Source organism: Variovorax paradoxus (assembly GCF_030811855.1).
Classification (GTDB): Bacteria; Pseudomonadota; Gammaproteobacteria; order Burkholderiales; family Burkholderiaceae_C; genus Variovorax; species Variovorax paradoxus_L.
On record NZ_JAUSRN010000003.1, the window covers coordinates 101,327 to 122,785 of the forward strand.

The following is a 21,459-nucleotide window of genomic DNA, read 5'->3' on the forward strand; positions in this document are numbered from 1 at the left end:
TCGATGGTTCATTCACTGAAGGCTTGCTGGCGCCTACTGCATGCGGTGGGACACGCGCTCGGCGGCTGGTGGACGATCCGCTTCACTTTTCCGAGCCTCTCGCCGCAAGAGCGCAACCGGCGCGTGCAGCAGTGGTCGCGGCGCCTGCTGGAGATCATGGGCGTCACGCTCAAGGTGCAGGGCAACCCACCGGGCGATGGGCCAGTGCTGCTCATCTGCAATCACCTCTCGTGGCTCGACATCACGGCCATCCACGCCGCCTGCCACGTGCGCTTTGTCTCCAAGTCGGGCGTGAAGCACTGGCCGCTCATCGGCACGCTCTCCACCGGCGCGGGCTCGCTCTACATCGAGCGCGAGCGCCGGCGCGACGCAATGCGCGTGGTGCACCACATGACCGAGGCGCTGCAGGGTGGCGATCGCATCGGCGTGTTCCCCGAAGGCACCACCAGCGACGGCAACGGGCTGCTCCCCTTTCACGCCAACCTGTTGCAAGCCGCCATTTCTTCCGGTGCACCCGTGCTGCCCGCCGCGCTGCGCTTTGCCGACGCGGCCACCGGCCAGACCAGCCAGGCGCCGCGCTACATCGACGACGACAACCTGCTGACTTCGTTATGGAACACGCTGCGCGCGCCGCCGCTGCTGGCCATCGTGCGCTTTGGCGAACCGCAGCCCTCGCTCGGGCGCGAGCGCCGCGCGTGGGCCCTGGCGCTGCGTGAAGACGTGCAGCAGCTGCGCCACGACACCCACTGACTCAGCCGTGCGCAGCGGCAAGGGCGCGCAAAAAAAAAGCGCTCCGGAGGAGCGCTTAACGACGCACGAATGCGCCGTGAGGAGGAACCTGCGTTCGTTTCGTATTGCTCTTGTTCTTCAGAGGATGCCGAAGACCTTCAGGCCGATGATCACGACCAGTGGCACTCCGCAGAGCCAAAGGATGATGCTTTTCATGATCGGGGTCTCCGTTGTGTGGATAGGCCTCTACATTGGCGGGGCCCGCAGCCACGGCTTGCGGGAGAAACCAGTCCGTACGCGTGGGTGGGTGCCTACAGCTTCCAGAAACCCACGGCAACTTGTTGGAAAGTGCTGTTATTAAGTAAGCATTGGCGAGAAAAGCACCCAGCAGTAAGTCCTAAGCACGCCAGCAACACTACTTGCCAAGGGGCTGTGCAACCGCACTGAAATTCGGCGCCCATAATCCGCCTGCGACACGCCAGAGTCGCGTCAAACCCACGGCTCCGGGCCTTCAGGAAGCGAGCCAGCCATATTGCATTTCTGGCTTTTTACGGGACGACATCATGAGCGTGATGCAGATGTTTCTACCGGCTTCTGAACCTGCGCGCAGCGAGGCCCTGGCGCAGTTTCTAAAAACACACCACATACCGCGGCGCCTCGTGAGAGGCCTTGGGCATAGAGATCTGGGCGAGCAGACCGGACCTGCCGCACTGGTCGGTCCACCGCAACGCCAGATGCAGGCGTCGCAGGACTCGAAGACGCAGGCTTCGCCGGAAGGTTGACGGGCTTTTCGCGCTTCGGCGCAGGCAAGGCTTTCGCGGCGAAGGGTTCGCCGTCCAGCGGCATCAGCTGCGGACTGGCATAAGAACTTTCCTTCTTTTCCCACGGAATCAGCTGTTCGATCGGCTGCGGATGCGCAGCCCATCCAACGGCAACAACCAGCACGGCCGTCGCCCACTGGAACACGACGAACAGTCGATGCACCACGCGGCCCAAGCGCCTTGAAATTGTCATCGCGGCATTGCCCATCATCGCCCCTTGCAGCCTCGCCAGAAATCGTAGATGGCTGCGGCGATGACCAGAACCACCGCGTTGAGCATGATCCATTCGAGTACGTCCATGGGGCCGCCTTTCGATTGAGTGCATCGATAGGCTAAGGCGGCAAAGGTGCGGGCGCGAGGGGCATTTGTCATGTCGCAGCGGGCTTTTTGACAGGTACTGGGATGCAGGGGGAGACGCCGCGTCTAAGGGAAGTGCGCCATCCATGTGGATGGTGATAGGATGGCGTATGCCATCCAAAACCGCAATCGCACCTCCAACCGCCAAGACGCCGGAGTCCGAGAAGATCACCATCAACATGGGCTTCGTCGATCTGGGCAATATCGACCTGCTCGTGGCGGAAGGCTTCTATTCGAACCGCACGGACTTCATTCGCACGGCCATCCGTACCCATCTTTCGACCCATGCCGACGTGCTGCGCCAGGCCGTGACACGCAAGATGCTGGTGCTGGGTCTGCAGAGTTTTTCGGTCGCAGACCTCGAGGCCGCCCGCGCCGCTGGCGAGAAACTCCAGATTCGGGTGCTTGGCCTTGCCGTCATAGATCCGAACGTCAGTCCCGCGCTCGCCAGCGCGACCATCGACTCGCTGACCGTGCTCGGCGCGCTTCACGCATCCCCGGCTGTCAAGGCGGCGCTGGCAGGACGCATCCGCTAGTTTTTTCTCTACCCAATTTCCCGGACCAATCAATGAATCCACTTTTCGCGGGCCTGATGGACAAGGCCGCCCATCTCACCCGCCACGGGCGCTTGGCCGAAGCCACCCAGGCCATTCAGCGCGCACTGCGGAGCGGCGCAGGGCCGCAGCCGGCAGCGCCCGACGGATCGCACTTGTCCAAGGCCGACTCAGACGTCATCGAGGTCGAAGCCCGAGTGATCGACGAGGAGCGCCCAACGCAGTCGCCCCGGGCGACAGAGGGCACCGAACAATGGGTCAAGGGCACGTTCGCGCACCAGGGCCGCACCATCGACTACATGCTTTTCGTTCCGGTGCCAGCCGCAGAGCAGCGCGAGTCGCCGCAGCCACTGATCGTGATGCTTCACGGGTGCACCCAGAACGCTACCGACTTCGCCGCCGGCACGCGCATGAACGAGCACGCACGTGCCTGCGGCGCGATGGTGCTCTATCCCGAACAGGCGCAAAGGGCCAATGGCCAGAAATGCTGGAACTGGTTCAAGTCCCAGCATCAGCAACGCGACCGGGGCGAACCCGCGTTGTTGACTGCGCTGACCCAACACATCACGCAGCAGCAGCACGCAGACCGTCACAGGGTCTACGTGGCAGGCCTGTCCGCAGGGGGCGCCATGGCCGATGTCCTCGGTCATTGCTATCCCGATGTCTACGCCGCCGTGGGCGTGCATTCCGGTCTTCCGCACGGTGCCGCGCATGACGTGGCGTCGGCCTTGAGCGCGATGCGAACAGGCGCAGCGCGGGGTTCCTCCGGTGCAACAGCAAAGCGGCCGCCGACCATTGTTTTTCATGGCGACGCGGACACGACCGTTCATGCCAACAACGGGCTGGCCATCCTCGCGGGGGCGATCCCGGGAGAGGTCAAGGACGGCCAATCGCCATCGGGCCGGCGCTTCACGCGAACGCTCTATCCCGCGTCCCAAGCCTGCGGAGATTCCGAGCATTGGCGTCTTCACGGCACGGGCCATGCGTGGTCGGGTGGCAGCGCGCACGGCAGCTATACGCAGCCCGAAGGCGTCGACGCGAGCCGCGAGATGCTTCGGTTCTTCCTCGCCCATCGATTGGGCGACAACCGCCATGGCGGGCAGCCTGTCTAGGCAGCGCCTGGATGGCTAATTGCCTTGCTGCCGGTTACAAATGCGAAGGCTTGCTGGTGTTCGGCAGGAATCGAAAATCGGGCTGTATCCCGCATGAATGCTTGATTTCACTCAGAGAACGTATGGGTGTGCCGACAGATCTACCAGCCGAATTCCCCGCTGGACCGGATGTTGCAGTTCTGACACACGAGCTTGCCTGCCCGACTGCCGGAAGACTCAAACGGTGGCGAACTGCATGTGAGGCATGCGAACAGAACCTCGCAGCTGTTCCGATCTGACGTTGGTTTCGCCGTCAATACAGACGGTCAGAGCCAAGGGGTTGACTCTCGATTGTGATCGCTAGTGCAAAGCTCCTCTGCTGTCCTAGGTCGCAACCGCCATCGAAGCACCCCAAGCACTCAAGATCGCCTTCTTTGACCTCACTTGCCATCATCCAGCACGATTCGGCAGGCTGAGGTCTGTCTACAGGCATGCGCGCCCGCTGTTGTCCCGCACCTCCCCAGCCTCCGTGTTTAATCGTGGCTCCGAAATATCAGAGATGCCTGATGAAGTACACGCTTGCGCAGACGATGAATCGTTCACTTCGGTGGTTACTCGCCCTCGGTGCAGCCGCTGCCGTCGGTGTCCAGGGGACGTACCTGTACAAATTTGGCCCAGGTGCTTGGCTTACGCTGTCCAGCGACCCCGCCGTTTGGGGTCAATATGGTGACTACATCGGCGGCCTCCTGAATCCGATTTTTTCGTCTCTGGCATTCGGCGGTTTGGTCGTCACCATCGTCCTGCAGGCTCGACAGATTGACGAGGCCAGGCGGAGCTCCGAGCTTGAGGAAATGCAGCGCGTGCAGTCCACCATCGCTGGCCGGATCGACCACCTACTGACGTCGCAGGTCATCGTGAACACCAACGAGTACAAGAACCTTCACCGGTTCGCGGATAACCCTCAGACAGTATTCGAGTTGGTGGCCTCATTGGGCACCATGGTCCTGAGCGTGCCGGAAGAGGGCGAGACGAACTGGTTGAAGTGGGCTTGGGACGACATAACTGCCGAAGGGCTGAAGAAGGCCCTCGATGCGCAGACGGTGCCGTTACGGCTCGAATTTGAGTCACTGAGCTATATGCTGCTGCAGTATGAGATGCATCAGGGTTCGCAGGTCGTCATGGACTTTTACAAGTACAGGTTCACGGCGGTTCTTGTGTGGCTCGACGCGCTCGGCTTGCTCAACGTGCACCATCAGGTCCAGAAGTTCTTCAACCCGAAGGAACACCGGCCACACATGAAGCCCGAGACAAAGTGATGTTCAACGTGCTGATCGACACGTGTATCTGGCTTGACCTCGCCGACAAGCCGCAGCAGACGGCTCTAATGGCGCCGCTTGAAGGGATACTGGCCTATGGCGGCATCAACCTACTGGTGCCAAGGATCGTGCTTGAGGAGTTCAAAAAGAACCGGGGGCGCGTCGCTGAGAAGAGCAACAAGGGCTTAAACACGCACCTCAATCTCGTCAAGGATGCTGTGCGCCGCTCAAAGGACGACAAGAGGAAGAAGGATCGCATCCTCGCGTACCTCGGTGACCTTGGGCGAAAGGGGGCAGAGGTCGGGGGTTCGGCCAAGAAGACGCTTGATCGCATTCAGGAGATTCTCGAGGCGTTCCCGATCATCGAGACCAGTGACGCCGCTAAGATCAAGGCAGCTGACCGTGCGCTACAGCGTAAGGGGCCGTGCCATCAAGACAAGAATTCGATGGCCGATGCGCTGATCATTGAGACGTACTTTGAGACGGTGAAAGCGGGTGCGCCGCGCGAGCGGTTCGCTTTCGTCACGCACAACAAGCATGACTACGGCGCTGTTGCCGGCGACGATCGTTTGCCTCACGCCGACATCGCTTCAGGATTCAGCAAGATCAGGTCGATGTACTTCACGAATTTGAACTCGTGCCTGCACAAGATCAACCCTGAATTCGTCAGCGAGATTCTGTACATGGACTCATTTGAGGAAGAGCCCAGACCGTTGTCTGAGGTGATGTGGTGGATCGACCGCCTGACTACTCAAGTCTGGCACAACCGTCACAAAGGCCGCGAGTACCTCATTAATCAGGGCCGGACCAAGATCGTCACTCGTGCGGAGTGGGGCGCAACGCCTGGTCGAAACACCGGCGACATGATCGTCGACGATATATGGAAGGGCGCGCTCAAGGCCGCAAAGGAGGCCGAAAAGGAGCTTGGCACGAACAACATCGGGCCGTACAGTGACTTTGAGTGGGGAATGATCAGCGGGAAGCTTTCGGCCCTGAGGTGGGCGATGGGTGACGATTGGGACAATCTCGACACGTGACCCACAAGTGAGCGCCATGATTCCTTGTTGGTGTCGAGTCTGTTGGAGCCGGTGTCTACCGGCAAAAATGATGGTATTCCGCTGCGATGGGATCGCTACCGACTGAGACAGGATGAACAAAGAAAAACCCGCCACGCCTTGGAGCGTGCGGGGTTTCTGATGTGGGGTGAGACGCCGTGAACCGGGTCCTTGGTGCCTTCGACAGGAATCGAACCTGTATCTGAGTCTTAGGAGGACCCCGTTCTATCCATTGAACTACGAAGACGGAGGGCGGCCCTGACTTTACCAGTTCGGGGCGGCTCCGGCTTGTCGACTGCCTGAGCCGCCGAGTGGCCTGCTGCTGCTGCTCAGCGCAGGCCGATGCGCGAGGCGTGCCAGCGCAGCACGTCGGCGCGCAGCGGGTCTGATGCCTCGATGCGGTTGGCGCGCACTTGGAGGGCGCGCATCTGCTCAACTTCGTCGATGACCTTGCCGGGGCTCAGCAAGGCCTGAACGAGCACGCTGGCCTCTTCGGCAAATGCCTTGAGCGCGCCAGCCAAGCCACCACCAAATGCGCTCGCGCCGGACGATCGTTCAAGGGTAGGCATAAAAAACTCCTGCGTTAGATGGATAGGCTGAATTGCCCTCCATTTTAGGGTTTACCCGAATTCCCCTCGGCAAGGCCAAAAAGACCGCGTACTGCCTGCCGCTCCGCGTGGCTTTGCCCAAGTGCGGGGGTCGCATTGGATCGCCGTTCCCGCTTGATCGCCCACCATGCGGCACGGGGTTACCCCAAGACAAAATCTTGAAAAAGTTGACCATGGTCAAGCAAGCGAAGTTCCTCCAGCGCGCACCATCTGCCCTGTTCGCACCTCGGCTCAGATTCATTAAAAAAAGAGCGCACATACACAGGAGACAACAGGATGAAGAACTTCTTTTCGCGCACCCGCGCTTGTCGGGCCAAAGTCTTCACCGCAGCCATGATGGCGCTCGCGGTGGCCACGCCAGCCTTCGCATGGGAGCCCACCAAACCGGTGGAGTTCGTGATTCCCGCGGGCACCGGCGGAGGCGCCGACCAGATGGGTCGGCTGCTGCAGGGCATCGTCATCAAGTACAAGCTCATGAAGGAGCCGCTGATCGTCGTCAACAAGTCGGGCGGCGCTGGCGCCGAGGGCTTCCTGGCGATCAAGGAAGCCAAGGGCGATCCGCACAAGATCGTCATCTCGCTATCCAACCTGTTCACCACGCCGATGGCCACGGGCGTGCCCTTCAACTGGAAGGACATGACGCCGGTCGCGATGATGGCGCTCGACCAGTTCGTGCTGTGGACCAATGCCGAGCAGCCGTACAAGAACGCCGCGGAATACATCGCGGCGGCCAAGGCGGCGGGGCCGAGCAAGTTCAAGATGGCGGGCACCGGCTCCAAGCAGGAAGACCAGATCATCACGGTGGCGCTCGAGAAGGCCACTGGCACCAAGTTCATCTACGTGCCGTTCAAGGGCGGCGGCGAGGTGGCGGTGCAGCTGGTGGGCGGTCACGTGCAATCCACCGTCAACAACCCGATCGAGGCCGTGGCTCAGTGGCGCGCGGGCAAGCTGCGTGCGCTGTGCGTGTTCGATGACGAGCGCATGCCGTTCAAGGCCAAGGTGACCGACACGCAGTCGTGGAACGACATTCCCACCTGCAAGGAAGCTGGCGTTCCCACCAAGTACACCATGCTGCGCGGCATCTTCATGCCCCCGGGCGTAACCCCCGAGCAGCGCGCGTTCTACGTCGACCTGCTGACCAAGATCGCCGCCACGCCGGACTGGAAGGAGTACATGGAGAAGGGTGCCTTCAACCCGACCTTCATGAGCGGCGACGCGTTCACCAAGTGGCTCACCGAAGCGGAAGCCACGCACCGCACGTTGATGAGCGAAGCCGGCTTCCTGGCCAGCAACAAGTAACGACGACGACAACGGCGGCAATCGAGCGCGCTGCAGAGCTTTTCGACTGAAGAAACTGCCGCCGCACGGGCGGCGGGCGGGGCGCTGCGTTCTCGTTTTTTTGACGGCACATACACACACACGAACGATGGGGACTCCATGGAGCACGATGAGATTTCCGATGGTGCACCGCGCAGGGGCGTAGCAACCAACGTGGTAGAGGCGGTGGTTGCGCTGGTCCTGCTGGTGATAGGGCTGGTGGTGATCTACGAGAGCCAGAGGCTGGGCTCGGGCTGGACCAGCGACGGTCCTGGCGCGGGGTATTTCCCGTTCTACATCGGCGTGATCATCACCATCTCAGGTGCCGGCATCTTGTACCAGGCGCTGCTCGGCAAGGACAAGAAGACAGAGGTCTTCGTCGACACGGTGCAGCTCAAGCGCGTGCTCTCTGTGCTGGTGCCGGCCACTATCTATGTGGCGGCCATTTCGCTGCTCGGCCTGTACGTGGCTTCGGCGATCTACATCGCGCTGTTCATGGTGTTCTTGGGCAAGTACTCGTGGGTGAAGAGCGTCATTGCGGCGCTGGTCGTCAACACGGTCTTCTTCTGCATGTTCGAGGTGTGGTTCAAGGTGCCGCTGTTCAAGGGCGCCCTCGATCCTCTTCGTTTTCTCGGCTACTGAATCTCACGGAGCAAATGCGAAATGGATGAAATCAGTGCCCTGATGCAGGGCTTCTCGGTGATCCTCACACCCATGAACATCGGCTTGATGTTCGTCGGCATCATTCTTGGGGTGTTGATTGGCGTGCTCCCAGGCTTGGGCGGCGCCAATGGGGTGGCAATCTTGCTGCCGCTCACGTTCACGATGTCGCCCACCTCGGCGATCATCATGCTGTCGTGCATCTACTGGGGTGCGTTGTTCGGTGGAGCCATCACATCCATCCTGTTCAACATTCCCGGCGAGCCATGGTCGGTGGCCACTACCTTCGACGGCTATCCGATGGCGCAGCAGGGCAACGCGGGCGCCGCGCTGACTACCGCGTTTACGTCGTCGTTCGTCGGGGCGCTGCTGGCGGTGATCATGATCACCTTCCTCGCGCCGCTGGTGGCCAAGTTCGCGCTCAAGTTCGGGTCGCCCGAATTCTTTGCGGTGTATCTGCTTACCTTCTGCAGCTTCGTGGGCATGGGCAAGGGGTCACCGTTCAAGATCCTCGCGTCGATGGCGCTCGGCTTTGCATTGGCCAGCGTAGGCATGGACACGGTCACGGGCCAGCTGCGGCTCACGTTCGGCCAGTCCGAGCTGATGCGCGGCTTTGACTTTCTGATTGCGGTGATCGGCCTGTTCGGCATCGGCGAGATTTTGCTGTCGATGGAAGAGGGCCTCAAGTTCTCGGGCAAGACAGCGAAGATCGATCCAAAGGTGGTGCTGCAAACGTGGAAGCAGCTGCCGCAATACTGGGTGACGTCGCTGCGCAGCTCGCTCATCGGCATCTGGATGGGCATTACGCCAGGCGGCGCCACGCCGGCTTCGTTCATGGCCTACGGCCTGGCCAAGAAGATGTCCAAGCGCGGCTCTAAGTTCGGCACCGGCCAGATGGAAGGCGTCGTGGCGCCCGAGACCGCGGCGCACGCGGCCGGCACCAGCGCGCTGCTGCCAATGCTGGCGCTCGGCATCCCGGGTTCGCCCACTGCCGCTGTGCTGCTGGGCGGCCTCTTGATCTGGGGCCTGCAGCCCGGACCGCTGTTGTTCGTCGAGCAGAAGGACTTCGTCTGGGGCCTCATCGCCAGCATGTACCTGGGCAACATCGTCGGCCTGATCGTGGTGCTGAGCACGGTGCCGCTGTTCGCATCGATCCTGCGCATTCCGTTCTCGATCATTGCGCCGGTGATCATCGTGATCTGCGCCATTGGTGCCTACACCGTGCACAACGCGATGCTCGACATCTGGTTCATGCTCGGCTTTGGCGTGGTGGGGTATCTGTTCAAGAAGCTCGACTTTCCACTGGCGCCGCTGGTGCTGGCCCTGGTACTCGGGGACAAGGCGGAAGACTCGTTCCGCCAGGCCATGCTGGTCTCCCAAGGCGACGTGATGATCATGTTCTCGAACCCGCTGGTCGGTGGCATCACCACGCTGGCGCTCCTGCTGCTGTTCTGGCCGCTGATCTCCAAGGCGCTGGCTTTCATCAAGCCAAAGAAGCCGGACGAGTTCGCCGTCGAGCGCCCTGTCGACTGAACGGAACGGAACTCACCATGCCAGTGATTGCACTCACCCAGGAAATGGGCTCCCTTGCCAAGGACGTGTCGCTCAGGCTCGCCGAGCAGCTCGGCCTCGAGGCCATGCGCCACGAGACGATCGAGCGCGTGGCCGACCGCATGCAGGTGCCGACCAGCTTCATCGGCCGCCTGCGCGACGGCAAGGCCGGTTTTGTCGAACGGCTCACCGCCGACAAGCGCAGCCTTGCGCTCTACACGGCCGAGGAACTCTTCGCATTGGCCGACCGCGGCAACGTGGTGCTGCGCGGCTGGGGCGCAACATGCCTGCTGCGGCCGGTGCCGCACGTGGTGTGCGTGCGCATCACGCGCTCGATGAAGAAGCGTGTCGAATGGCTGATGGCGCACCTCGAAACCGACGATGCAGAGTTTGCAGAAGCCGAGATCCGGCGCAGCGATGACGCGCATGCGGCGCGCATGCATGCGCAGTTCGGCGTGACATGGGGCGACCCGGTGCTCTACGACCTGGTGCTCAACACCGATCGCCTCTCGGTGGACAGCTGCGTGGCACAGATCCGCGCGCTGGTCGAGCGCCCGGAGTTTGCCGAGACGCCGGCCTCGCGCGCGCTCTTGGCCAACATGGCGCTCGCTGCGCGGGTGAAGTCGGCATTGAAGGACAACGACGCCACCGGCGACATCCGCGTGACCGTGGAGGCCGACCAGGGCAAGGTAAAGCTGAGCGGCATCGTGCTCAATGCACAGGAACGCGCGCTCACGCAGGAAGTGGCCTCCAAGGTCGACGGCGTGAGCGACGTCGACAACGCGCTGCGCCTGATGACGGTTCCACGCCGCTTCGCGTCGGCGAAGCAGACCTGAGTTCGGCGCCCGCCTAGATTTTTCCGCGCTTGCGGAGGCGGCTCAGGGTTTCCGCGGAGAGATTGAGGTACGAGGCCAGCTCCTTGCTCGGAATGCGGTCCTCGAGCTCCGGGTGCTTGCGCATGAACCGGTGCACGCGGCCGGGTGCATCGAGCAAATGCAGCGTGATGGTGTGCGCCATGATTTCGCTCATGCCGCGCATCACGCAATATTCGAACAGCTCCTTGGTCTCGGGGTGGCGGTCCAGGAACGCGATCCACTCCTTCAGCGGCAGGCTGGCCACGCGCGCCTTTGTGACGCACACGATGCCATAGGGCGTGGGCGTGCCCAGCCGCAGCGCCGCATAGCTGGTTTCCATGTCGTGCGCATCGGCAAAGCGCAGGATCATTTCCTTGCCCTCGGGGTTGCTCACCACCCGCTTGAGGATGCCGTCGAGGATGAAGTACTGCTCCATCTCGCGCACGCCCTGGTGCAGCAGAAAGTCGCCCTTGTTGCCGTCCACGATGACGAGATGGGTTTCCAGCTCGGCACGCTCACTCTCGCTCAGGTCCTTGAGAAGGATGTTCTGCCGGAGCTGCGCACGAATGATGTTTTTCTCCGGGTGGTTTTCCAACAACGTCATGGGTCCCGTCTTGCTCGAATTCGCAACAACAACATCTGGTTCATCTGGCCGGTGCCGTTTTCCGGAAAGTTGACCGAGGTCAACGCCCGAAAGCATGCCCCCGAATCATAGTCCCGGCTCGGGCCTCGGCCATTCACCCAAGCAAGAAGGAGAGACATGTCTTCAGTAAGAACGGACAAAGAGGCATCCACGACCCTGGACGACGCCCTCAAGCCCAAGAACCGGGCCGCAGACGGCGACGCAGTCGTGGTCGCCCTCAAACACCCCACGGAGGAGGCAACGGCCGCGCACGACGCGACGATCGACGGCTTCCACCTGGTCATCGATGCGCTGAAGCTGAACGACATCGACACCATCTTCGGCCTGCCGGGCATCCCGATCACCGACCTCACGCGCATGGCACAGGCCGAAGGCCTGCGGGTCATCTCGTTCCGCCACGAGCAGCATGCGGGCAACGCGGCTGCGGCCGCCGGCTTCCTGACGCAGAAGCCCGGCATCTGCCTGACCGTGTCGGCACCCGGCTTCCTGAACGGCCTCACCGCGCTGGCCAACGCCACCACCAATTGCTTCCCGATGATTCTCATCAGCGGCTCAAGCGAGCGCGAGATCGTCGACCTGCAGCAGGGCGACTACGAAGAGATGGACCAGCTCGCCATTGCCAAGCCGCTGTGCAAAGCCGCCTTCCGCGTGCTGCATGCCGAGGACATCGGCGTGGGCATCGCCCGCGCAATCCGCTCGGCGCTGTCGGGCCGCCCCGGCGGCGTGTACCTCGACCTGCCGGCCAAGCTGTTCGCTCAGACCATGAACGCCGAAGCCGGTCGCCGCTCGCTCATCAAAGTGATCGACCCGGCACCGCGCCAGATTCCGGCGCCTGACGCCGTGAACCGCGCGCTCGACCTGCTCAAGGGCGCGAAGAAGCCACTCATCCTGCTGGGCAAGGGCGCCGCCTACGCACAGGCCGACGCCGACATCCGCGCATTCATCGAGAAGACCGGCATTCCCTACCTGCCGATGTCGATGGCCAAGGGGCTCTTGCCCGACACGCATGTGCAATCGGCCGCGGCCGCGCGCTCCTACGTGCTGCAGGAAGCCGACGTGGTCATGCTGGTCGGCGCGCGCCTCAACTGGCTGCTGTCGCACGGCAAGGGCAAGACCTGGGGCCAGGAGAAGGGCGCCAAGCAGTTCATCCAGATCGACATCGCACCGACCGAGATCGACAGCAACGTGGCCATTGCGGCGCCGGTGATCGGCGACATTGGCTCCTGCGTGGCGGCACTGCTCGCGGGCGTCGATGCCAAGTGGGCCAAGCCCCCGGCCGAATGGACCGGTGCCATTGCCGAGCGCAAGGACAAGAACCTGTCGAAGATGGCCGTGACGCTGGCCGCGCGGCCCTCGCCGATGAACTTCCACAGCGCGCTGAGCGTGATCCGCGACCAGGTGAAGGCACGGCCCGACGCCATCGTGGTGAACGAAGGCGCCAACACGCTCGACTTCGCGCGCAGCATCGTCGACATGTACGAGCCGCGCAAGCGCCTCGACGTGGGCACCTGGGGAATCATGGGCATCGGCATGGGCTTCGCCGTGGCGGCCGCGGTGGTCACCGACAAGCCGGTGATCGCCATCGAGGGCGACAGCGCCTTCGGCTTCAGCGGCATGGAGGTGGAGACCATCTGCCGCTACAACCTGCCGATCTGCATCGTCGTGTTCAACAACAACGGCGTCTACCGCGGCACCGACGTCAACCCGAGCGGCACGCCCGACGTGGCGCCCACCGTGTTCGTGAAGAACGCGCGCTACGACAAGCTGATGGAAGCGTTCGGTGGCGTGGGCGTCAACGCCACCACCGCGGATGAATTGCAGAAGGCGCTGGCCGAAGCCGTCGCCTCGCGCCGTCCGACCCTGATCAATGCCGTCATCGACGAGACGGCCGGAACGGAAAGCGGCCGGATCACCAGCCTCAATCCGAGCACGGCAAAGAAAAAGCAGCAGCAGTAATCCAAGGCAACCCAGGAGTTAATTCAATGAGCAACAAACCCCTCAACGGCATCAAGATCATCGACTTCACGCACGTGCAAGCCGGCCCGGCCTGTACCCAGATGCTGGCCTGGTTCGGCGCCGACGTGATCAAGGTCGAGCGCCCCGGCGCCGGCGACGTCACTCGCAGCCAGCTGCGCGACATCCCGAACGTCGACGCGCTGTACTTCACCATGCTCAACAGCAACAAGCGCTCGATCACGCTGGACACGAAGAAGCCCGAAGGCAAGGCCGTGCTGGAGAAGATGATTCGCGAATCCGACGTGCTGGTCGAAAACTTCGGCCCTGGCGCGCTGGACCGCATGGGCTTTACCTGGGAACGCATCCAGGAGCTCAACCCCAAGATGATCGTTGCCTCGGTCAAGGGCTTCAGCGACGGCCACCACTATGAAGACCTGAAGGTGTACGAGAACGTAGCGCAGTGCGCCGGCGGCGCCGCCTCCACCACCGGCTGGTGGAAGGGCGAAAACTCCGCCCCGACGATCTCGGCCGCGGCGCTGGGCGACTCGAACACCGGCATGCACCTGGCGATCGGCATCCTGACGGCCATCATCGGCCGCCAGCAAACCGGCAAGGGTCAGAAGGTGGCCTGCTCGATGCAGGACGCCGTGCTCAACCTGTGCCGCGTGAAGATGCGCGACCAGCAGCGCCTGGACAGCGTGGGCTACCTGGAGGAATACCCGCAGTACCCGCACGAGATGGACGCCTTCAAGGACGGCGTGGTGCCGCGCGGCGGCAATGCCGGCGGCGGCGGCCAGCCGGGCTGGATCCTGAAGTGCAAGGGCTGGCAGACCGACCCCAACGCCTACATCTACTTCACCGTGCAGGGCCACGCCTGGGACCCGATCTGCGATGCGCTCGGCAAGCCCGAGTGGAAGACCGATCCGGACTACATGACCCCCAAGGCCCGTCAGCCGCACATCGACCAGATCTTCGCCACCATCGAAGACTTCATCAAGGACAAGACCAAGTTCGAGGCGGTCGACATCTTCCGCAAGCACGACATTCCTTGCGCCCCGGTGCTGTCGATGAAAGAGCTGCTGCATGACGAGTCGCTGCGCAAGAGCGGCTCCATCGTCGAAGTGCCGCACAAGGAGCGCGGCAGTTATTGGACCATCGGCAGCCCGATCAAGTTCTCGGACCTCAAGCCCGAGGTCACTGCCTCGCCGCTCTTGGGCGAGCACACTGAACAGGTGCTGGCCGAACTGGGCTACACCCAGGCACAGATCGACAACCTGAAAGAATCGAAGGCCGTCTAGCGGACCCACCCCAGCTCGCCCGCTTGATCACAGGCGGGCGAGCTGCGAAATGACATGAAGCGCCAGAGGTAAACATGCAAGCGAACGTTGATTTCAAGCAGATCGTCGAAGGCGCCGGCGACGCGATCATGGTGTGCAATGCGGGAGGAGCGATCACGCTCTGGAACCGCGCGGCCGAGCGCATCTTCGGTTTCACCGAGGCGGAGGCCCTGGGCCAGTCGCTTGACATGATCATTCCCCAGCGGCAGCGCCAGCGGCACTGGGACGGTTACAACAAGACCATGGAAACCGGCATCACCAAATACGGTGCCGATCTGCTGCGCGTGCCGGCGCTGCACAAGGACGGGCACACGCTGTCGATTGCCTTCACGGTGTCGATGCTGTTCTCGGAAAATCGTGAAGTCACGGGCATCGTTGCCTTCGTGCGAGACGAAACAGCCCGCTTTGCGGAGGAGCGTAAATTGCGCGCTCGTCTGCAAGAAGCAGAGACCACGATCAAAGGAGACAGCTGATGAGCAAGGCACTAGAGGGCGTTCGCATCCTCGATTTCACCCATGTGCAGTCCGGTCCCACGTGCACCCAGTTGCTGGCATGGTTCGGCGCGGACGTGATCAAGGTGGAGCGCGCCGGTGAGGGCGACGCCACGCGCGGCCAGCTGCGCGACATTCCCGGTGTGGACAGCCTCTACTTCACGATGCTGAACCACAACAAGCGCTCGATCACGCTCGACACCAAGAAGCCCAAGGGCAAGAAGGTGCTCGACACGCTGATCAAGACCTGCGACGTGCTGGTCGAGAACTTCGCGCCCGGGGCACTCGACCGCATGGGCATCACCTGGGCCCACATCCAGGAACTCAACCCGCGCATGATCGTGGCCTCGGTCAAGGGCTTTGGCCCCGGCAAGTACGAGCATTGCAAGGTGTACGAGAACGTGGCCCAGTGCGCGGGCGGCGCGGCCTCGACCACGGGCTTCGAAGACGGCCCTCCGGTCGTCACGGGCGCGCAGATCGGCGACAGCGGAACCGGGCTGCACCTGGCGCTGGGCATCGTGGCGGCGCTCTACCAGCGCAACAACACGGGCCGCGGCCAGCAGGTGCTCGCGCCCATGCAGGACGCGGTGCTGAACCTCTGCCGCGTGAAGATGCGCGACCAGCAGCGACTGGAGCGCACCGGCACCATGCATGAATATCCGCAGTACCCGGACGGCAAGTTCGGCGACGCGGTGCCGCGCGCGGGCAACGCGTCAGGCGGCGGCCAGCCCGGCTCGATCCTCAAGTGCAAGGGCTGGGAGACCGACCCCAACGCCTACATCTACTTCATCACGCAGGGCGCGGTGTGGCCGGCGGTGTGCAAGGTCATCGGCGAAGAAGGCTGGATCACCGACGAGGCCTACGCCACGCCGGCGGCGCGCCTGCTGCACCTGAAGCCGATCTTCGCGCGCATCGAGCAATGGACCATGACCAAGACCAAGTTCGAGGCCATGGACATCCTCAACCAGTACGACATTCCGTGCGGGCCGATTCTTTCGATGAAGGAAATTGCCGCTGACGAGTCGCTGCGCGAGACCGGCACCATCGTCGAGGTGGACCACCCGACACGGGGCAAATACCTGACGGTGGGCAACCCGATCAAGATGTCCGACAGCCCGACCGAGGTCACGCGCTCGCCGCTGCTCGGCGAGCACACCGAAGAAGTGTTGATGCAACTGGGCTACACCGCGAGCGATGTCGAGGCGCTGCGCGCCGAGGGTGTGATCTGAGCCGCGGCGCTGCTTTTTTAACAGCGCAATAAAGACACCGGCGGCCGATGCGCTGGCGATGGAAATTCGTCGCCTCGAATGTATAACTTATCGTGAATGCATTCAATAAAATAGTTTAACTATTATTTATCGATCAACGAACCTACATTTTGATCATGCCGATCCACAAAACATTTGTCGCTCGGCGTTCAATTTCTAGGAGAAATTTCATGATCGATGAATTGCCAATTCAATACTGGAACAGCGAAACCGAGCGCAACGCCTACAACGCTGCCTTCTACGAACTCGGATTCCGCTGGCACTGGGACCGCGAAATCTATTGCCAGCTGCTGCGCGAGAGCCACGACGGCATCGAGCGGGTCAGTCATTACCTGAATACCCACCAGCCGCATCTGCTGCGCGCCTACGACGCCAAATTCCTGGCCGAGGTGATCGAACAAAAGAAGGAAGAGCATCAAAAGCGCGAGTTGAATACGGGCGCCATGAAAAAGCGCTATTTCAACTGGGCCGAAACCCGCGGCGCGGAACTCGGCGCCTGAATTGCCCGCCATGAATATCCACGAATACCAGGGCAAGGACGTACTGCGCAAGTACGGCGTGCCCACGCCGCGTGGATATGCGTGCTTTTCACCCGACGAAGCGGCCGACGCGGCCGCGCGGCTTGGGGGTAGGGCGTGGGTGGTCAAGGCGCAGATCCATGCCGGCGGCCGAGGCAAGGGCGGTGGCGTCCGGCTCGCGTGGTCGGCCGCCGAAGTGCGGCGCCACGCCGACGAGCTGCTGGGCATGACGCTCAGAACGCACCAGACGGGCCCCGAAGGCCGGCTGGTGAAGCGGCTGCTGGTCGAGGAGAGCGTCGAGATTGAAAAGGAGTTCTACCTCGGCATGGCGGTCGACCGCGATTCGCGGCGCGTAGCCTTGATGGCTTCGAGCGAAGGCGGCATGGACATCGAAGACGTTGCGGCCCGCACGCCGGAAAAAATCCGCAAGCTGTTCATCGACCCGGTCACCGGCGTGAAGTCGGCCGAGGCCGATGGCATTGCGCGCGACATCGGCTTTTCGGGCAAGTCGCTGCTGCAGGTGCGCACGCTGGTGCAGAACCTCTACCAAGCCTTCGACGCATGCGACGCGTCACTGGCCGAGATCAACCCGCTGGCGCTGACGCGCGACGGCCGCGTCATCGCGCTGGACGCGAAGTTCAACTTCGATCCGAACGCGCTGTTCCGTCAGCCCGAGATCGCCGCGATGCGTGACTTCGACGAGGAAGACCCGGCGGAAGTCGAGGCCTCGAAGTTCGATCTCTCGTACATCCCGCTCGACGGCGACATCGGCTGCCTGGTGAACGGCGCGGGCCTCGCGATGGCGACGATGGATGCGATCAAGCTCTACGGCGGATCGCCGGCCAACTTTCTCGACGTGGGCGGTGGTGCCACGGCCGAGAAGGTGACCGAAGCCTTCAAGCTGATGCTGCGCAACCCGAATCTGCGCGCCATCCTGGTCAACATCTTTGGCGGCATCATGAAGTGCGACGTGATCGCACGCGGCATCGTCGCGGCGGCGCGCGAGGTCGAGCTGTCGGTTCCGCTGGTGGTGCGCATGAAGGGCACCAACGAGAGCCTGGGAAAGACCATCCTCGGACAGTCGGGGCTTCCGATCATCTCCGCGAGCGACATGGCCGATGCGGCCCAGACGGTCGTGGCTGCGGCTCGGCGGGGGGCTCGATGAAGGCTCGCTCCTTGATTTGTCGGGTCGTGCATTCAGGGCGGCGCACCCGCCGACGGGGTACCTTGCTCCGCGAATGTCCCCCGGGGCTGCGCCCCTCCTCCTTTATTTCGCTGCGCAAGGCACCCCGCCAGCGGGATCGTTGGGCAGGGCGGACGTTTATCAGCCAGCACAACGACAGCGCTTGGTGTGAACAGGGCGCCGGGTGCTCCCCGCAGCGAAATAAAGGAGGAGGGCGAAGCCCGGGGGACATTCGCGGAGGGGAGTACCCGGTGGCCTGTGCACGCGCCCTGAACAAGAGCCCTGGACAAGAGCGCCAAGAACACAAGCAACGCAAGGTGGAGAGCTGAAGATGTCCATCCTCATCAACAAGCACACCCGCGTCATCACCCAGGGCATCACCGGCAAGACCGGCCAGTTCCACACCGCCATGTGCCGCGACTACGGCAACGGCCAGAAGTGTTTCGTCGCCGGCGTGAACCCGAAGAAGGCAGGCAAGTCGTTCGACGGCATTCCAGTGTTCGGCACAGTCAAAGAAGCCAAGGCCGAAACAGGCGCCACCGTCTCGGTCATCTACGTGCCGCCCCCTTTCGCGGCCGCAGCCATCGACGAGGCCGTGGACGCCGGGCTTGAGCTTGTCGTGTGCATCACCGAAGGCATTCCGGTGCGCGACATGATCCGCACCCGCCATCGCATGGAAGGTAGCAAGACCCTGCTGCTCGGCCCCAACTGCCCCGGCCTCATCACGCCCGACGAAATCAAGATCGGGATCATGCCGGGCCACATCCACCAGAAGGGCCGCATCGGCGTGGTGTCGCGCTCGGGCACGCTCACCTACGAGGCCGCGAGCCAGCTTGCCAACTATGGCATCGGGCAATCGACCGTCGTCGGCATCGGCGGCGATCCGGTCGGCGGGCTGCGGCACATCGACGTGCTGAAGATGTTCAACGACGACCCGCGCACCGACGCCGTGATCATGGTCGGCGAAATCGGCGGCAACGACGAAGAGATCTGCGCACGCTGGATCAAGGACCACATGCACAAGCCCGTCGTTGGCTTCATTGCCGGTGCCAGCGCACCGCCAGGCAAGCGCATGGGCCACGCAGGCGCCATCGTCTCGGGCGGCAAGGGAACGGCAAAGGAAAAGTTGGCGGTGATGAGGGAGTGCGGCATTCACGTGACCGACAACCCGGCCGAGATGGGCAAGCTGCTCGCGTCGCTCGTCATCCCCGACTACCTGCCCTTCGACTGAGCCCTGAAAAAACACACTCCAACAGAACCAAGGAAGGCGCGACATGCAGCAGCAACAGCAACAACAGCAGCAATGGGTCCGTTTCGAACACGGCGGCGAGACAGGTTTCGGCACGCTCGTCGGCGATGCCGTGCACGAGCACCGCGGCAACATGTTCGAACGCCCCGAGCCGACCGGCCGCGTGTTCGTGCTGGCCGGCGTGCGACTGCTCACGCCCACCGAGCCCACCAAGGTCATTGCGCTGTGGAACAACTTCCATGCGCTCGGTGAAAAGCTGAAGCTGCCGGTGCCCGCGGAGCCGCTGTACCTGCTGAAGGCACCCAATTCATACCTCGCCCCCGGCGCGGACATTCGCAAGCCCTTGTGCGACGGCAAAGTGGTGTTCGAGGGCGAGCTCGGCATCGTCATTGGCAAGACATGCACCGCCGTGCCCGAGATGGATGCTCTGGCCCATGTGTTCGGCTACACCTGCGCCAACGACGTGACCGTGGCGGACATACTGAACCGCGACGCGTCGTTCACCCAATGGGTGCGGGCCAAGGGCTTCGACACCTTCTGCCCGATGGGCCCGGTGGTGGCCACCGGCCTCGACCCCGCCACTCTCACCGTAACCACGCTTCTCAATGGCGAGGTGCGGCAGAACTATCCGATCAGCGACATGCGCTTTTCGGTCCAGCAACTCGTGAGCCTGATCTCCCTCGACATGACGCTGAACCCCGGCGACGTGATCCTGTGCGGCACTTCCATCGGAGTTGGTTCGATGAAGCCCGGCAGTCTTGTCGAGGTCGAGATCGGCGGCATCGGCAGGCTTGGCAACCGCTTCGGCTGAGCCCTACGCGCGCAAAAAGAATCTACAACCTTGGGGATCGACATGAAGATAGCAATCATTGGAGCGGGCGCCATCGGCGGCCTGGTGGGCGCCAAGCTCGCGCTGGCCGGCGAGGACGTGACGTTCATCGTGCGCGGGAAAAATCTCGACGCCATTGCCACCAACGGCTTCAAGCTCATCGGGGCCGATGGCGTGGAGCAGGTGGCGCGGAACGTCAAGGCCACCGACCGCTATGACCAGGCGGGGCCGCAGGACATCGTCATCCTCGCGATGAAGGCACACCAGGTCGAAGCCGTGGCGAACGACGTTCCCAGGCTGTTCGGACCCGAGACCGTGGTGGTCACGATGCAGAACGGCATCCCATTCTGGTACTTCCACGACCACGGCGGCGCGCTGGCGGGCACGCCGGTGCGCAGCGTCGATCCCACCGGACTGGTGGCCGCGAAGATTCCCGCCGAGCGGGTCATCGGCTGCGTGGTGTACCCCGCATCGGAGCTCACAGCGCCGGGCGTGGTGAAGCACATCGAGGGCGATCGCTTCCCGGTCGGCGAGCTCGACGGCTCATCGAGCGATCGCGTGAACCGCGTCTCGGCGTGCTTCGGCGCGGCCGGCTTCAAGGCACCGGTGCTCGACAACATCCGTGCCGAGATCTGGCTCAAGCTCTGGGGCAACCTGACCTTCAACCCGATCAGCAGCCTCTCGCATTCGACACTGGTCGACATCTGCCAGTACCCTCCCTCGCGCGAGCTGGCCGCCGCGATGATGCGCGAGGCGCAGGCGGTGGCGCACAAGCTGGGCATCGAGTTTCGCGTGACGCTCGACAAGCGCATTGCCGGCGCCGAGAAGGTCGGCAAGCACAAGACCTCGATGCTGCAGGACGTCGAAGCCGGCCGCGCACCGGAGATCGACGCGCTGGTGGGCGCCGTGGTCGAACTGGCTCGGCTCACCGAGACCCCGACACCGCACATCGACACCGTGTACTCGCTCGTCAAGCTGCTGGCGCGTACGATGGAAGAACAGCGCGGCCGGGTTTGCCTTCACGAGATGGCGGACTAAAGCCTTGTTCAGGCTGCGCATCCTGCGCCGTGTG

At 62.9% G+C, this 21,459-nt stretch carries 21 protein-coding genes and 1 tRNA gene; 18 read left to right on the plus strand and 4 right to left on the minus strand.

Annotation, left to right across the window (positions count from 1 at the left end; genetic code table 11):
* Positions 1-3 precede the first annotated feature (3 nt).
* Positions 4-750, plus strand: coding sequence for a lysophospholipid acyltransferase family protein (locus J2X92_RS08380; protein ID WP_307574896.1), 747 nt, complete (start codon positions 4-6; stop codon positions 748-750).
* Positions 751-1,290: 540 nt separating this feature from the next.
* Here the strand turns inward: J2X92_RS08380 and J2X92_RS08385 are convergent.
* The gene (locus J2X92_RS08385; protein ID WP_307574897.1) at positions 1,291-1,761 is read right to left on the minus strand and encodes a hypothetical protein; all 471 of its coding nucleotides are present in this window, start codon (positions 1,759-1,761) and stop codon (positions 1,291-1,293) included.
* A gap of 256 nt (positions 1,762-2,017) precedes the next feature.
* Between J2X92_RS08385 and J2X92_RS08390 the strand changes: the two genes are divergently transcribed.
* The 4 genes from J2X92_RS08390 (at position 2,018) to J2X92_RS08405 (ending at position 5,905) form a co-directional block, all read left to right on the plus strand.
* Entirely contained in the window at positions 2,018-2,443 is a 426-nt protein-coding gene (locus J2X92_RS08390; RefSeq protein ID WP_307574898.1) for a CopG family transcriptional regulator, read from the plus strand.
* 32 nt (positions 2,444-2,475) lie between these two features.
* Positions 2,476-3,573 (plus strand): extracellular catalytic domain type 1 short-chain-length polyhydroxyalkanoate depolymerase, encoded by a 1,098-nt coding sequence (locus J2X92_RS08395; RefSeq protein ID WP_307574899.1) that lies wholly within the window; start codon positions 2,476-2,478, stop codon positions 3,571-3,573.
* Between the two features lie 545 nt (positions 3,574-4,118).
* Entirely contained in the window at positions 4,119-4,868 is a 750-nt protein-coding gene (locus tag J2X92_RS08400) for a hypothetical protein (protein WP_307574901.1), read from the plus strand.
* The gene (locus J2X92_RS08405) at positions 4,868-5,905 is read left to right on the plus strand and encodes a PIN domain-containing protein (RefSeq protein ID WP_307574903.1); all 1,038 of its coding nucleotides are present in this window, start codon (positions 4,868-4,870) and stop codon (positions 5,903-5,905) included. The genes J2X92_RS08400 and J2X92_RS08405 overlap by 1 nt, the downstream gene beginning before the upstream one ends.
* Before the next feature lie 190 nt (positions 5,906-6,095).
* On the opposite strand, the gene J2X92_RS08410 is transcribed toward J2X92_RS08405, so the two are convergent.
* Both J2X92_RS08410 and J2X92_RS08415 read right to left on the minus strand, forming a co-directional pair.
* Positions 6,096-6,170, minus strand: a tRNA-Arg gene (locus J2X92_RS08410).
* Between the two features lie 82 nt (positions 6,171-6,252).
* On the minus strand, positions 6,253-6,492 hold the full coding sequence (locus J2X92_RS08415) for a hypothetical protein (protein ID WP_307574904.1): 240 nt from the start codon (positions 6,490-6,492) through the stop codon (positions 6,253-6,255).
* Between the two features lie 315 nt (positions 6,493-6,807).
* Here J2X92_RS08415 and J2X92_RS08420 point away from each other — a divergent pair, with 315 nt between their 5' ends.
* The 4 genes from J2X92_RS08420 (at position 6,808) to J2X92_RS08435 (ending at position 10,895) form a co-directional block, all read left to right on the plus strand.
* Positions 6,808-7,830 (plus strand): Bug family tripartite tricarboxylate transporter substrate binding protein, encoded by a 1,023-nt coding sequence (locus J2X92_RS08420; RefSeq protein WP_307574905.1) that lies wholly within the window; start codon positions 6,808-6,810, stop codon positions 7,828-7,830.
* A gap of 138 nt (positions 7,831-7,968) precedes the next feature.
* Entirely contained in the window at positions 7,969-8,490 is a 522-nt protein-coding gene (locus J2X92_RS08425) for a tripartite tricarboxylate transporter TctB family protein (protein ID WP_307574906.1), read from the plus strand.
* A gap of 21 nt (positions 8,491-8,511) precedes the next feature.
* A complete protein-coding gene (locus J2X92_RS08430) occupies positions 8,512-10,041 on the plus strand; it encodes a tripartite tricarboxylate transporter permease (protein ID WP_307574907.1) in 1,530 nt (509 codons plus the stop codon).
* Positions 10,042-10,058: 17 nt separating this feature from the next.
* The gene (locus J2X92_RS08435; RefSeq protein WP_307574908.1) at positions 10,059-10,895 is read left to right on the plus strand and encodes a cytidylate kinase family protein; all 837 of its coding nucleotides are present in this window, start codon (positions 10,059-10,061) and stop codon (positions 10,893-10,895) included.
* Between the two features lie 13 nt (positions 10,896-10,908).
* Here the strand turns inward: J2X92_RS08435 and J2X92_RS08440 are convergent, their stop codons facing one another.
* Complete coding sequence (locus tag J2X92_RS08440) at positions 10,909-11,517, minus strand: Crp/Fnr family transcriptional regulator (RefSeq protein WP_015867259.1); 609 nt, start codon at positions 11,515-11,517, stop codon at positions 10,909-10,911.
* 156 nt (positions 11,518-11,673) lie between these two features.
* Here J2X92_RS08440 and oxc point away from each other — a divergent pair, with 156 nt between their 5' ends.
* From oxc to J2X92_RS08485, 9 genes are all read left to right on the plus strand, one after another.
* A complete protein-coding gene (oxc, locus tag J2X92_RS08445) occupies positions 11,674-13,512 on the plus strand; it encodes an oxalyl-CoA decarboxylase (protein WP_093016810.1) in 1,839 nt (612 codons plus the stop codon).
* Between the two features lie 26 nt (positions 13,513-13,538).
* Positions 13,539-14,810, plus strand: coding sequence for a formyl-CoA transferase (gene frc / locus J2X92_RS08450; protein ID WP_028259226.1), 1,272 nt, complete (start codon positions 13,539-13,541; stop codon positions 14,808-14,810).
* A 74-nt stretch (positions 14,811-14,884) separates the two neighbouring features.
* On the plus strand, positions 14,885-15,322 hold the full coding sequence (locus tag J2X92_RS08455) for a PAS domain-containing protein (protein WP_307574911.1): 438 nt from the start codon (positions 14,885-14,887) through the stop codon (positions 15,320-15,322).
* A complete protein-coding gene (frc, locus tag J2X92_RS08460; protein ID WP_307574912.1) occupies positions 15,322-16,569 on the plus strand; it encodes a formyl-CoA transferase in 1,248 nt (415 codons plus the stop codon). Before J2X92_RS08455 ends, frc (J2X92_RS08460) begins: the two co-directional genes overlap by 1 nt.
* Positions 16,570-16,724: 155 nt before the next feature.
* A complete protein-coding gene (locus tag J2X92_RS08465; protein WP_307574914.1) occupies positions 16,725-17,108 on the plus strand; it encodes a hypothetical protein in 384 nt (127 codons plus the stop codon).
* 10 nt (positions 17,109-17,118) lie between these two features.
* Complete coding sequence (sucC, locus tag J2X92_RS08470) at positions 17,119-18,291, plus strand: ADP-forming succinate--CoA ligase subunit beta (protein ID WP_307574915.1); 1,173 nt, start codon at positions 17,119-17,121, stop codon at positions 18,289-18,291.
* A 349-nt stretch (positions 18,292-18,640) separates the two neighbouring features.
* On the plus strand, positions 18,641-19,540 hold the full coding sequence (gene sucD, locus J2X92_RS08475) for a succinate--CoA ligase subunit alpha (protein ID WP_307574917.1): 900 nt from the start codon (positions 18,641-18,643) through the stop codon (positions 19,538-19,540).
* A 43-nt stretch (positions 19,541-19,583) separates the two neighbouring features.
* Positions 19,584-20,369 carry a fumarylacetoacetate hydrolase family protein gene (locus tag J2X92_RS08480; protein ID WP_307574918.1) on the plus strand — a complete coding sequence of 262 codons (786 nt, stop codon included), beginning with the start codon at positions 19,584-19,586 and terminating at the stop codon, positions 20,367-20,369.
* Positions 20,370-20,411: 42 nt separating this feature from the next.
* Positions 20,412-21,425, plus strand: a complete 1,014-nt coding sequence (locus tag J2X92_RS08485) for a 2-dehydropantoate 2-reductase (protein ID WP_307574919.1) — start codon at positions 20,412-20,414, stop codon at positions 21,423-21,425.
* Positions 21,426-21,459: the final 34 nt, after the last annotated feature.

Bases quoted from the DNA above. Each gene is read 5' to 3' on its own strand.
- J2X92_RS08415 (WP_307574904.1), bottom strand. From the start codon at position 6,492: ATGCCTACCCTTGAACGATCGTCCGGCGCGAGCGCATTTGGTGGTGGC.
- J2X92_RS08485 (WP_307574919.1), top strand. From the start codon at position 20,412: ATGAAGATAGCAATCATTGGAGCGGGCGCCATCGGCGGCCTGGTGGGC.
- oxc (WP_093016810.1), top strand. From the start codon at position 11,674: ATGTCTTCAGTAAGAACGGACAAAGAGGCATCCACGACCCTGGACGAC.
- frc (WP_028259226.1), top strand. From the start codon at position 13,539: ATGAGCAACAAACCCCTCAACGGCATCAAGATCATCGACTTCACGCAC.
- J2X92_RS08430 (WP_307574907.1), top strand. From the start codon at position 8,512: ATGGATGAAATCAGTGCCCTGATGCAGGGCTTCTCGGTGATCCTCACA.
- J2X92_RS08455 (WP_307574911.1), top strand. From the start codon at position 14,885: ATGCAAGCGAACGTTGATTTCAAGCAGATCGTCGAAGGCGCCGGCGAC.
- sucD (WP_307574917.1), top strand. From the start codon at position 18,641: ATGTCCATCCTCATCAACAAGCACACCCGCGTCATCACCCAGGGCATC.
- J2X92_RS08395 (WP_307574899.1), top strand. From the start codon at position 2,476: ATGAATCCACTTTTCGCGGGCCTGATGGACAAGGCCGCCCATCTCACC.
- J2X92_RS08465 (WP_307574914.1), top strand. From the start codon at position 16,725: ATGCCGATCCACAAAACATTTGTCGCTCGGCGTTCAATTTCTAGGAGA.
- J2X92_RS08400 (WP_307574901.1), top strand. From the start codon at position 4,119: ATGAAGTACACGCTTGCGCAGACGATGAATCGTTCACTTCGGTGGTTA.
- sucC (WP_307574915.1), top strand. From the start codon at position 17,119: ATGAATATCCACGAATACCAGGGCAAGGACGTACTGCGCAAGTACGGC.
- J2X92_RS08420 (WP_307574905.1), top strand. From the start codon at position 6,808: ATGAAGAACTTCTTTTCGCGCACCCGCGCTTGTCGGGCCAAAGTCTTC.
- J2X92_RS08480 (WP_307574918.1), top strand. From the start codon at position 19,584: ATGCAGCAGCAACAGCAACAACAGCAGCAATGGGTCCGTTTCGAACAC.
- J2X92_RS08390 (WP_307574898.1), top strand. From the start codon at position 2,018: ATGCCATCCAAAACCGCAATCGCACCTCCAACCGCCAAGACGCCGGAG.
- J2X92_RS08405 (WP_307574903.1), top strand. From the start codon at position 4,868: ATGTTCAACGTGCTGATCGACACGTGTATCTGGCTTGACCTCGCCGAC.
- J2X92_RS08385 (WP_307574897.1), bottom strand. From the start codon at position 1,761: ATGATGGGCAATGCCGCGATGACAATTTCAAGGCGCTTGGGCCGCGTG.
- J2X92_RS08425 (WP_307574906.1), top strand. From the start codon at position 7,969: ATGGAGCACGATGAGATTTCCGATGGTGCACCGCGCAGGGGCGTAGCA.
- frc (WP_307574912.1), top strand. From the start codon at position 15,322: ATGAGCAAGGCACTAGAGGGCGTTCGCATCCTCGATTTCACCCATGTG.
- J2X92_RS08380 (WP_307574896.1), top strand. From the start codon at position 4: ATGGTTCATTCACTGAAGGCTTGCTGGCGCCTACTGCATGCGGTGGGA.
- J2X92_RS08440 (WP_015867259.1), bottom strand. From the start codon at position 11,517: ATGACGTTGTTGGAAAACCACCCGGAGAAAAACATCATTCGTGCGCAG.
- J2X92_RS08435 (WP_307574908.1), top strand. From the start codon at position 10,059: ATGCCAGTGATTGCACTCACCCAGGAAATGGGCTCCCTTGCCAAGGAC.